Source organism: Salinibacter ruber DSM 13855 (assembly GCF_000013045.1).
Lineage (GTDB): Bacteria > Bacteroidota > Rhodothermia > Rhodothermales > Salinibacteraceae > Salinibacter > Salinibacter ruber.
The window spans coordinates 24,171-35,505 of record NC_007678.1; the positions used below are offsets into that span (position 1 = coordinate 24,171).

At 55.9% G+C, this 11,335-nt stretch carries 8 protein-coding genes; 1 reads left to right on the forward strand and 7 read right to left on the reverse strand.

Translation table 11 applies throughout. The features are described 5' to 3' along the window. Window positions 1-112: 112 nt before the first annotated feature. The 7 genes from SRU_RS15125 to SRU_RS15155 form a co-directional block, all read right to left on the reverse strand. Window positions 113-781, reverse strand: coding sequence for a thermonuclease family protein (locus SRU_RS15125; protein WP_011405601.1), 669 nt, complete (start codon window positions 779-781; stop codon window positions 113-115). Between the two features lie 29 nt (window positions 782-810). Continuing rightward, window positions 811-3,957 (reverse strand): N-6 DNA methylase, encoded by a 3,147-nt coding sequence (locus SRU_RS15130; protein WP_164923749.1) that lies wholly within the window; start codon window positions 3,955-3,957, stop codon window positions 811-813. A 111-nt stretch (window positions 3,958-4,068) separates the two neighbouring features. Beyond that, complete coding sequence (locus SRU_RS15135; RefSeq protein ID WP_011405602.1) at window positions 4,069-4,293, reverse strand: hypothetical protein; 225 nt, start codon at window positions 4,291-4,293, stop codon at window positions 4,069-4,071. Continuing rightward, window positions 4,286-4,921 (reverse strand): ParA family partition ATPase, encoded by a 636-nt coding sequence (gene parA, locus SRU_RS15140; protein WP_011405603.1) that lies wholly within the window; start codon window positions 4,919-4,921, stop codon window positions 4,286-4,288. The genes SRU_RS15135 and parA overlap by 8 nt, the downstream gene beginning before the upstream one ends. Before the next feature lie 187 nt (window positions 4,922-5,108). Further along, window positions 5,109-5,429 carry a hypothetical protein gene (locus tag SRU_RS15145; protein ID WP_011405587.1) on the reverse strand — a complete coding sequence of 107 codons (321 nt, stop codon included), beginning with the start codon at window positions 5,427-5,429 and terminating at the stop codon, window positions 5,109-5,111. Between the two features lie 58 nt (window positions 5,430-5,487). Beyond that, on the reverse strand, window positions 5,488-6,747 hold the full coding sequence (locus SRU_RS15150) for a ComEA family DNA-binding protein (protein WP_164923750.1): 1,260 nt from the start codon (window positions 6,745-6,747) through the stop codon (window positions 5,488-5,490). Window positions 6,748-7,017: 270 nt separating this feature from the next. After that, the gene (locus tag SRU_RS15155) at window positions 7,018-9,462 is read right to left on the reverse strand and encodes a hypothetical protein (protein WP_011405592.1); all 2,445 of its coding nucleotides are present in this window, start codon (window positions 9,460-9,462) and stop codon (window positions 7,018-7,020) included. Between the two features lie 268 nt (window positions 9,463-9,730). Here SRU_RS15155 and SRU_RS15160 point away from each other — a divergent pair, with 268 nt between their 5' ends. Then, window positions 9,731-10,747, forward strand: a complete 1,017-nt coding sequence (locus tag SRU_RS15160) for a hypothetical protein (RefSeq protein WP_164923751.1) — start codon at window positions 9,731-9,733, stop codon at window positions 10,745-10,747. Window positions 10,748-11,335 lie beyond the last annotated feature (588 nt).

An 11,335-nucleotide genomic window follows, 5' to 3' on the forward strand; every position in this document is an offset into this window, starting at 1 on the left:
CTCTACCGACCAGGAGAAGGCAAGAAACAGGAAATCCAGCCTGACTGGGCTGGGCCTCAATTCGGACGTGCAGAACTGACTGGACTCAGTTACATCTTACAGAAGTCCTGCCTCACATATTTCTCCCGCCTGGAAGGCTTTCGCAGGCCTGGCCGTCTCCATCTCTGTCCAAATTGTGCGGGTCGCCGCCCGAGCTGTCGCTACGGTGCCGTTCGAAAAACCGCTGGGCTTCCGGCTGGGTGTCGAAGTCCGAGCAGTCGCGATCCTCAAAGCTCGTCTCGCCTGGCCCCGAGGTGCGGTCTCGCCACTCCCAAGGCGGCACGGGACTGGACTGCGACCACAGGCCACGCTTCGCGTTGCGGGCCTGGCGCTCCAGCCTCCTGTACTCGCTTTCGTTTGGCGCGTACTCGTCGTAGTGCCACGCCAAGCCGTCTCCGATAAGCATCGCTCCAAGGTCGCTGCCTTCCGCCTCGATACGGGCCACAGCGCGGCCGTAGCGGCCGATCTCTTCGACGGCAACCCGGACGTTCTTTCCGCCGACGTATCGCCGTGCGGCCCGTGTGGCGGCCGTGCCGTAGGGTTGGTCGGACTCCGGCGCGTCCACACCGCGGAGGCGGATGATGACCTCTCCTCCAGCGGAGCGGCGGACGCCAAACGTGTCGCCGTCTGTGACCTCAACGACTCGGGCCGCAAACGTTTGGCCCGGTTGGACCTGTGCAACTGAAGCGCCAGGAAGAACCAGCAGAACAGCTGCCAGACTGAGTTGGCGGATAAATTTCATGGATGGAAATATAACCTGTTCACACCTACCTATTTCTCTATCACCGACCGTATGATACTATCAATCTCTTCCATTCGATCTGTCAGGTGATCTCGCACAGAGCTACGGAGACGTCCGAGATGATATGGTGAACGTTTCGATGTATCTTTCTCTTCTCTAAGGTATCGATCAGTTTCTTTTGCACACTTCCTACTCATCTGTGCGATCCTTTGATGTTTTCCGTGTTCAGGATCAAACTGGTTGAGTGGTACTTCAAGGATCTTTTTATGGACATCCCTGGGCCCGAAGAGTCCTCTTGACTGGAAGCTCTTGATCAGTCGATTGGGTTCAGCAGAGTTAAGGAAGCCTGCTAAAAAGTGTGCCTCATCCTGGTCATTTGTTCCGTACCAGTAGGTTTTATGTTCGACTATAAACGGTAGATCAACCTCCCCTCTTTTGAGTACCGCAGCGTTTGCATCCTTAGAGGAAGAGGTATACATCACTATATAAGGTGTATTGGTATTCTGATCGACAATACCAGACTGATAGTCTAAGCGGTCGAGGTAGGTTAGCTTTTCAGATTTGTCTGTTTTATTCGACTCCCAGTATTCCTCAACCTCCTTAAACCACTTTGCAGTCTTCAAGTCGCCTTCTTCTACCATGTCATCCCAATGCTTCATCCTTGGGTGACCAGAATTAACTTCAACAGGGAGCACCACAAGTTCTGGCTCGATTATAGCAAATGGGACGACGTTACTAGAGATTGCTGTTCGATACAGGTAGTCACTGTGTACTTGTCCTGATAGCTTGATCGGCTTCCACCGCTTGCTGGCGTACTTCCGTCGTTCCTCATTGGTCTTTACGGATACGAGCCTGTTGTCCAAACTGGATGGACGCTTCTGGTCAAGCTCCACGAAATAAAAGTTTCGTGGTACTGTAGTAGCTCCTTGCTTGAAGTGGTCTTTGTAGTAGTTGACAGCCTCCGACGCCTCAACTTTGTATGGGGTAAAGGCAGTCAGTGAGCCGAGCCTCCCGTAATGCCACTGAGTTTCCTCGAAGTTGAGGTGGTTCTCAGCCTCTTCCCAAGTCACGTTCTGCTCAGGAGGGTTGCCTTCGACCAGATACCCAGAGACGCCCTCTTCTGGAAATCGGCTGTTAACGTACTTCTGGTCGGCAAAAACTACTGAGGATGGAATATTAAATAGCGGGTCTACACCACCGAGGTCCCATAGCTCAGTAATCTTGTACCCTCTTGCAGTGCCTTTTCTCGCTTTGTCGTGCTGGTCGCCGGAGAATATGCTTCGTGGCATCACGAAGGCAATCTCTCCTTCGTCTTTTAAGAAATACCATGAAGAGTGAGACAAAAATATGGATGCTATTTCTAGGTGAGTATAGTTCTTCTTTTTGTCTGGCTTTACGTTGTACTCTTCAGCAAGATCATCTAGCTCGTCTTGGTAGTTCCCGTAATCGACGTCTCCGTAGGTAATCCAGGGTGGATTGCCTACCACAAAGTCGAAGCTATTTTTCAAAAAGTACGGCTTGTAAAGGTTCTGAACAATGAACCTCCATATTGTATCCCTACCCGCCTCTTTTGCTCTCTTAATTCCAAGGTATATGGAATGAAAGCTCTTCAATACGCTACCTGACAACTCACCGATCTCCTCTTGATTGTGCAAAGAAGAGGCAATCTTCTCCCGATCATAGTCTTCCCGACCAGCCGAGAATTCAGCTAGTTTATCGCACGTCCGGATTGCTGCGTCGAACGTCGTAGGGTCTTCGAAAACTTCGACTGTAATGCGATAAGGATCTCCGTCAATCATCATCCGGAATTCTTCGCCGAACATGTCGACGCTGCCTTCCGGCGCATGCAAAGTGTTGGAGAGATGCACCTTGAGCGATACCGGACGTCTCAGTGACCGTATTTTTTCGCTTAGTGTGAGAAGAACTGTCGTCTTGGCAATCTGGACGGAGAGAGGATGGATGTCAACTCCGACTACTCGCTCCAAAATGTCTCGAGCTGAAAGATCAGGATGCTCATCTTTGAACTTTTCGATTACAGCCCGGAGGAACGAGCCGCTTCCACACGCAGGGTCAAGGACACTGCTATTCCCTCCTATGTCTAGTTCGTCAACAACCCGTTCACACAGCCAGTCTGGAGTGTAGTATTCGCCCAGTTGGTGTCGGGTGTCAATGTCTATCAACTCTTGGTATACACCCTTCAGGATGTCCTCGTCCACTAGGGAAAAGTCATACTGACCGATTTGGCTAGTCAGTTGCCGAAATACAGGCTGGAGGTGCTGAAAGTGCTCTTCCCTCCCTACCCAGTCATAGAAGTCCTGGTCGACGAAATTTTCGACGTTGTACTTGGCGAATATATTGCCCTGGAGAATGCCTTCAAGCTCCTCCTGATCGATGTGGTCATCGCCGGTCAGCACCTCATATGCAAGTAGCTTCGCCAAAATGCTCAGGTAAGTGTGTACGAGAAATGCTTCTTCCCTAGCTTCAAACGAACCATAGGCTATACTCAGGAACCGCTGCCATTGCTCAAACGCTACTGTGACATGATCATCGTCACGCACCTCCTCAAAGTATTGACTGAGGTGATCCAGACATGACACAAAGATCGGCGAATGCTCGCCGAAGTCTTGCTTCATGCGTTCCAAGGTTGGCTTCTGTGGCCGAGTTTGAAAGAGGTACCGATCCAGAAAATAGAACGTCTCATCCGGCTGGTCTTCGTCAATCTGGAATGACTCTGTCTCCTCCAACTCGACGTCGTCTACGGTTATATTTTCATTCCCAACCAGCTTCTTGTGGTCAGGTGCGTACACCTTCCAATTCTTACAGTCGGTGGCAAGGAGGGTAAAGTTGTAATCCTCACCAGATTCCCAATTGCCAGCTACGTATTCAGCAAGCTGATTCCGGGCATCTCCCTCATCCTTGTTCAGATCGTCCTTAAACTCGATGATTACCCTTCCGTACTGGGTATCAGCGTACCCGGTCTTTGTGCGCTCCGGGAGTGGAACGTCCACTACTGACTCTGCGCCCAGACTCATGTCGTCGATAATCTCGCGAGCACGGTCATTCTCATTGAAGAGCCGTTCAAGCAAGCTCTTAAACAGCTCTCGTTTTGCGGCTTCACTCCCGGCTTGATTGACCTTCGTCGAGTAACTTTCTACGTAGTCAGCTCTGTCAGACATGGTGTAGCCTACAGTGGACTCTGAGCAAAGAATACATGGTGAGTGTAGGGGTTGACCCACCCAACATCAGGCGCGTAGTAAAAACGTACCTGAAATTTGATTACTCTCAAATTAAAGATATTCATCAAGCGCCTCAGCCGTCAACTCCTTCATCGGCCGGCCCGTCTCCGCGCTCCTAACGCGGAGCTTCTTGTGTATGGACTCCGGGATGTAGACGCTGAGCTGTGACTCTTCTTGCTCCACGTCTCGCTTGAGGTCGGACGCGTCTTGATGGGTAGGTGCATCCCCACCCGACGCGGTTCCCATTGGATCATCTCCCATAGGATCATCACTCATGGCGTAGGGTCTCGATTACGTTGTCAGTGATCTGTCGAATCTCCGCGGCAGCCTTCTTGTCTCCCGACTCGATGGCGGAGGTGCCGTTGCCAATCGCCTCCGCGTAGGCAACGCGGTCGCCTGTGCCCTCCCACACCGGCAGTTCAAAGGGAGCGAGCGTCTCCTCTACGACTTTCGAAAGCCGCGTGCGGGCCTTCCTCCGGGACACGACAAACGCTGCCTCCGGGCTTCCTGTGACCTCTCGGCGGGCCTCTACTAGCTCCACGATCGTCTTGAGCGGCCAGATGTCAGCCGGCGCCGGTTGGGTCGGTATCATCACCAGGTCCGATGCCTTGACGATGGCGGCGTGCATCTTCTGCAGGTGGGCGCCTCCATCTATGACCGCCACGTCAAACGCGCCTTCGAGATCTTTGATATTCTTCTCTAGGGCGGAGGGCTGCTCGATGGAGTAAACCGCTGGCAGCTCCTCAGTGTCGCCGGAGGCTTGCCAGTTGGAGGCGGTGGACTGCTTGTCGGTGTCGAGGATACAAACGTCTAGCTCTCGCAGCTGAAGATCGCGGGCGACGTTGATGGCAAGGCAGGACTTCCCCACCCCGCCTTTGCTATGGAGCGTGCTGGCGACGTGCATAGTAGTTCTCTAGTTTTCTAGTTTTCTAGCAAACCAGGACTGTAGAGTCCTGTAGTGCTAGTAACCTAGTATTAAGGGCATCTAGTGTCAAGCATACTGACTTGGTTTCTGTTACAGCTAGCCCTCGTCTCTGTGCTCCTTGGCCAGCTCCGCGATCTCCTCTGCGGTGAGCTTCTCGTACAACGACTCACTCCACCCAGCCGTGCACTGTTGCCTGCGGGCCAAGTCCATCGCGCACTCTGAACGTCTTCGCCTCCACGTCGTCTGGCATCGGGCGAAAGTCTACACGCTGCCCGCCGACGGAGCCTGAAGTGGCTGTAAATTGCTGTCGCGTCTCGCGAGCTATTGCCTTCGCAGCGATCCTCGGCAGCTTGCGCTTGCGCTTAATGCTTTGTATCAGCCTTTCATGCTCTTTCTCGACGACATAGTCGATTTTACGCTCGACCTCGGTGGTGGCGCCGTCCGGGTGCAAGACTTCCAGTGTCGTAGTTATCGTGTCAGCTTGCATAACGCGTCGTTGTTTTTGTGATGTCTGTCGGTGGTTAGTGTGGTTCTCGTTGTGCGGCCTATTTCAGTGTGCTTGGAGTGGAGAAAAGCCCCAATCCAGCGCCAGCCAGGCGGCGAGGGTCCGGCTCGGTCGTCGAGGTCAGGCTCGGATTTTCGATATTGAACGCCTCTTTGACCTTCGCCCAATCTTGCGGGTAGTGGTCTCTGAATGTCCGCCTGAACTCGTCGATCGAGTACTCCAGCGACATGCCAACGCCCATGAAGTTGAAGCCGTCGCGGGCTTCCTCGAATCGGCGCATGCGGTCGAAGGTGTCGATAAAGCGCTTCGCGTCGCCGCGGGCAGCAACTGCGTCGCGGCGCGGATGTCCAGCGACAATCTTGTCGTGGTAGAGGTACAGCGTCCACGTCCGCCCGCCCCTCTCTCGCATTTTCACGGCCCAGCTTTCACCCTCTTCCTCGACCGCGCCGACCTCGCCCAGCCTGCGACGAGGCACCTCCGCCTCAGCGTCGACCTCAGCATCGACTTCTTGGTCGTGAAGGTGGATGACCATATCTGTGTCGTTGCAGCGCCACTCACCGGCCTCAGCGTCGACTCTGCGGTCGGCCTTGGCCTCATCCCACGCCCGCGCCAGGCCCTCGCTCAGACGGTCTGAGTAGTCTCTGTCGGCGTCGAGCGAGTGGGCGATCTCGTGCCCGCGGCGCATGATCTTGGCGCGGTCCCAGCCACCACGCGTTTTGTAATCGGTGGATGCGTCGGCGGCCTCGGTTGTGTGCTGGTGGCGAGTCGCCAGCGGGTCGGGCACGAGCCCCGCGTTGATGTCGTCGGCGCAGCGCGAGAACAGCTGACGGGCGCGCTCTTCAGTGCCGGTGTAGCGCCGCGTCTCGTCCTCCTCGGTGTCGCCGTCAAAGTAACGGGCGCGGCCGCCGGCCAGGCCGGTCGGAATGATCGTGACGGCCCATTCGTCACCGAACTTTTGCTCGACGAGTTGGGTTATGTAGCCGGATTCAAGTTCGTCTGCGATCCGGACGTGATCGTCGTGTAGACGCCAGAGGTCATCCACCTCATCGGCGAGTTCAAGGGCCTCCTCGTGGGTCGGGTCCAGCTCAGATAGGTCCACATAGACGTGGTCTTTTACCTTATCGTAAGCCGCCGGGCCGACTCCTCTGGCGTCGAGGAGGTCTTCCTTGCTGTCGTAGGGCTGGCCCTCGCGGATCTGGCGAGCTGTTGTGGTGCCGATGCCCTCGATGTCGGCGAGGTCGTACAGGAGGGCGGTGCCGTCGTCGGCGTTCAGGTCGATCAGGTCGTCGGTGTTGGTCATGCAGCTGAGGGTGTTGAATGGTGGGCGCCGCGGCGGGCGCCCTCTGTCGATGGTTGCGGTCCCCTTTAGCAGCCGCCGGCGACGCTGCTTGCCCACTCCGCGTCGCGGCAAGAGGTTCTGCGTCGCTTCCTCGCTTTGTCTTCTTCAGCGTATGAACGATATTCAAACGGCCTGGGACAACCTCTCTGGTAGCAAACTAGCGTGTGTCACGTGTCACTTGATTTTTGTCGTATGCACCTCCCATGCGCCTGACATCTCCTGCCGCATGCTCTACAGACGCGGCGCGTCCTCCTGTGCCTTCTCGAAGACGTAGCGCAGCTCAGTGGGATAGTCGCCTGGTGCCTCACCGATCGGCGGTGAGTTTTTCTCATTCCAGTCTTGAAGCGCCAGCCATGCGTCTTGGTCGGAGCATCCGCTCTGGAGTAGGTGGAGAGAAACAAGCCGAGCGGCAAGGTTTCGGCCGACCATCCCATCGCCAAACTCCTCGCCCTCCTGGACGCCCTCACGGCGGATCTTGTCGACGATCCCACGGGAGGTTGAGCGGTCGTCGTCGGTTTCGTAGACCTGCTGAGAAAGCGTGCATGCCTCTCTGAGAAGGTCTTGAAGGTTCCCGTTGAGCGGCGCCTTGCCCGGCCGTGGAAGCGTGTATCCGTCGTAGCGAGAGGCAAACTCCCTAATCGCATTTAGAGGGTACGTGAGAATCTCTTCGCCGGTGAAGCCTACACAATACCGGGTTTTGTTCTCTGCGGCGTAACGGCCCTCGTGGACGCTTCCAATCGCGCGGATGTGGTGTAGGGGAGAGGCAAGCGCGCCGTCGACGTGGGCACCGCCAAGCTGGTCGATCTTATCTTCGATCAGGCCATAGAGCTCACGCAGCGTCTTCGTCGCCTCTCGCGAGGAGCGGAAGATGGGCTTGCCAAACAGTCCGGCCGGTAGCCGCACGTGGAAGCTCTGGTTGCCCGTGTAGGTAACGGTGACCGACTCCAGCGGCACGTCGATCGAGCCGAGCCAGCGCAGGATGCGGCGGGCGTATTCCAAGCAGAGCTGTGGCGTCTCTCCGTCGATTTCAAGCACGACGAAGGGTACCGTACAGGGCAGGTGTTTCCGCTCCGTGTCGGTCGAGCACTCTGGCTTGAAGGCGCCTGTGGTGACATGGCGGGAGTTCTCTTTGTCGTCATCGCGGTCAACTGTCGAGGGCCGCGCCTGCCGCCGCTGCCAGTCGAAGCCTTTGACCCCGGTCTCCCGCGTGCGGAAGTTCTCACGGCTGTCGTTCGATGCGGTGGTCGACTTGGCCGCCTGCTCGGTGAAGGTCGACCACTGATCTGTATGCGTCGCCACAAGCCGGTCGTACATTGCCGCTACGTCGACGACTTCAGTCCCGTCTTCCAGCTCCAGTGAGTACCCGTCTACAAACCTTTCATCATAAGAACCAGCAGGAGGTTGTTGGCTTTGGCATTGGAATAGCACAGGCGGTGTCGATGAGCATAGCGGTAGCTGGGCTATGGCTGGAATGTTCACGCTGTAGCGCTGACCGTATGCATCAGACGTGCGATCGCCGGTTTCTATAGCTGGGCCATTGTGGTCCAGCACCGGCGTGTTAGCAAGGCGGCCGAATGCATTAGTGACAGTGCGATAGAACGCGTGAAAGTCGCCGTCGGCCGTCGTAGATCCGCGTGGGGTGGGGTGGAAGTAGAAGCGCTGATACAGTGCCCGAGCGACTTTCTGCATCGACACTACAATCTCTCCACTCGCCACCTCGACGGTTTCGCCATGGTCGTACTCGATCGTGCGCCTGCCACTTGGCTGCTCTCGCTCAAGGCCGGCTAAGTAAGAGACGATGGCCACTTCCATGTTGGCGGTGTCGCCGTATGTGAGGCCGCCATAGACGCCTTCGGTGATGTCGCTGACCTCATCCCGGCGTAGAGCTAAGAACCGGTCAGCGTTCACGAAGAGCGCCTCAGGAAGCCCACCCTGAGCGTGGCTCAAGAACTCTTCGGATGTCGGCGTTTTGCCAGTAGACTGGCACATCTCCACACCCGGGTAATCGGTGCCCCACTCCTCTTCCTTTCGCTCGTGTTCGTTACCAAGGAAGGCCTGGATGTTGACCTGCTTCCAGGAGAAGCCGTCACCGCTTTGCTTGCGGGACTGCTTCAGCGCCTCGCTTTTCTCCTGCCGCTTTTCATGGATCTCCTCGAAGTGCTTGTCGAGGGCGTCATCGACCCAGTCGGAAGCGTCCCTGCCACCGCCTTGCTCAGACTTTTCATCGTGAGATCCAGCAGGAGAGGCATTGGCTTCGGGCAGGGCATTGGTTTCAGGCAGATGGCCAGAGCGTTGGCGACGGCGATAGTCACGGTCTAGCTGACGTAGACGCTCGCGGAGACCGGACCAATCGTCGCCACTGTTGTCGTCACTGCTGTCGTCATGACTGTTATCGCCATCGTTGTTTTCGCCATCACTGTTTTCACCGGAGCTATCGTCTTGCCGGTCGGCATCAGAGCCGTCTCTTTCTGTGTCGTCGCCACCGGTCAAAACGGCGTCAGGCCCGTGCTCATCTGCGTCCACCACGCCTTCCGGTCCTACCCAGTAGCCGCTGATGAGCAGAGCAGTGTCGAGTGGGTCCTGTTCCCACTTGGCCTTCGCCTTCGAGCGTCGGCGCATTTCCCAAATGCTCAGGTCGTCTTCGGGAACTTCATCATCGTTCTGAGTTGAATCCATCGCTGGATGATGTTCAGTGCTTGGTTGGTATCGAGCGCTGTTACTTGCTTGGTCGCGAGTAGTCTGTCCAGCCGGCAGTTGGCGCTGCCGACTCTTTTCTGGAACAAGGCTTCACGCCTTACTCGCGCCCTGCCTGATAACTCTCAGGTAGGGCGCTTTTTTCTGTGTGTGTGATATCGATTTTTAGTAGTTGGGTTTCGAGAAACTGTTTCAGAAGGAGCGAGTACGATCTGTCAGCTGTGTTTTCAGTCAACTACACTCCTCCTCCATGCCAGCTCAGCTCCCTCAACGCGTCAGAAGTGCACTCGAGGGTTCTGAGTCTGATTACAGCTCGTCGACATTTCAGTCCTACCGCGCAGCGTGGCGTGATCTGCTATCATGGTGGAGTGGAAGCAGGGACCCAGACGTATGGACCACGAGACTTGAGAAGGAGAGTGCCCGACTGGTCCCATTTCAGGCTATCGCAAGTTACCTCAGGGACCGCAAAGAACTGGCCTGGTCCACCCTGACAGTGAGACGCCAAGCGATCTCGCTCGTCTACGACCACCACGATATTCCCAGTCCTTTCGAGGAGGCGGAGGTCCAGAAGACGTGGGCGGAGGTGCGGAAGCAGAAGCGAGAGGAAAAGTCGGCTTCTCGCCCAACCGGAACCGCCCATAGGGCCGCCGAGGTTATCGAAAACGGCCTAGAGCTCCTCAAAAACCACTCCGAGAACCGCCGTGACAGGGAGGACATGAGTGAGGAGGAGCTCTTCCGAAGAGATATGGAATACCTTCCGGAGGAGACCTCCAGTGCTGAGGATCTGAGCCCGGCCCAGCAGGATCTCATCCCTGAGCCTGGCTTTGAATATAAGACAATTCGAAACCGCGCTCTGCTTCTTCTGATTGCGACAACCAGTGCGACCCGTACCGAGATTGTTGGCATCCGGGTAGAGGATATTCATCTACGTGGTGAAGGGACTTTCCTTCGGAGCGAGGCTGACAAGGCAGAAGATGCGCCACTGCAAGTTGGTCTTCGGGACGACGAGGGAAATCTCGAGTCGGTCCTTCATCTCAGACAAGAGCTGGAGCTCCACTACTGCCCAGCCCGAGCGGTGGCATCGTGGATTGTGAGGGCAAGGCTAGAGCAAGGCTTGCTTTTCCGTCCGCTCACGCCGCAGGGAAAACCGAAGAGATCAGGTGCCATCCAGCCCCAAGCCATTAATCACGTCATTCGCCGCCGCGCAGAGGAGGTTGAGAAACTGGACCCAACCGAGTGGACGACCCAGCGGCTGCGGAGCCGATAAAGAGGAGAGAGGCCTGATTGGTAAGAAAATTGCCAAGTACCGATTCTCTCACACCCTCTCCAGATAGGTGCAGTGGGGAGGAGAGCGGTGGGGCTCGTACCTTTTCCCTCACACCCACTGGCACTGCCACAGCTGGCGTACCTATTCTCTCACACCTGGGTACCGATTCTCTCACATCCTCGTACCGATTCTCTCACATCCTCGTACCGATTCTCTCACGGCCGGTACCGAATCTCTCACACCTGTGTACCTAATCCCTCACACCCTTAAGCGCTAAGCTACTGGGAGAGAGGCTTTTCTAGGTTTCTGTAATGCAGTAATGGTTTAAAGGATACTTAAAAGATATAAAGGACGCCACGGTAAATTTGAGGTTGAAGTACCCAGCAGAGTGCACGATAGCCTGACTATGCAGCTCCTCAGGGTGTGAGAGAATAGGTACAGCGGTAGATCTTGGCCAGGTTCTATCCCTATTATCTCCACACTGGAAGGCAGCAGGGCTCTCACATACGTGACGTACCGATTCTCTCACGTCTGTAGACTGAGTAGCAGACACCAGAAGATCTTCTCCAAGGTACTCCTCTCTGACCT

What these genes read in the sequence shown, in the direction of transcription:
- SRU_RS15125 (WP_011405601.1), bottom strand. Translation starts at nt 781, where the DNA reads ATGAAATTTATCCGCCAACTCAGTCTGGCAGCTGTTCTGCTGGTTCTT.
- SRU_RS15130 (WP_164923749.1), bottom strand. Translation starts at nt 3,957, where the DNA reads ATGTCTGACAGAGCTGACTACGTAGAAAGTTACTCGACGAAGGTCAAT.
- SRU_RS15135 (WP_011405602.1), bottom strand. Translation starts at nt 4,293, where the DNA reads ATGAGTGATGATCCTATGGGAGATGATCCAATGGGAACCGCGTCGGGT.
- parA (WP_011405603.1), bottom strand. Translation starts at nt 4,921, where the DNA reads ATGCACGTCGCCAGCACGCTCCATAGCAAAGGCGGGGTGGGGAAGTCC.
- SRU_RS15145 (WP_011405587.1), bottom strand. Translation starts at nt 5,429, where the DNA reads ATGCAAGCTGACACGATAACTACGACACTGGAAGTCTTGCACCCGGAC.
- SRU_RS15150 (WP_164923750.1), bottom strand. Translation starts at nt 6,747, where the DNA reads ATGACCAACACCGACGACCTGATCGACCTGAACGCCGACGACGGCACC.
- SRU_RS15155 (WP_011405592.1), bottom strand. Translation starts at nt 9,462, where the DNA reads ATGGATTCAACTCAGAACGATGATGAAGTTCCCGAAGACGACCTGAGC.
- SRU_RS15160 (WP_164923751.1), top strand. Translation starts at nt 9,731, where the DNA reads ATGCCAGCTCAGCTCCCTCAACGCGTCAGAAGTGCACTCGAGGGTTCT.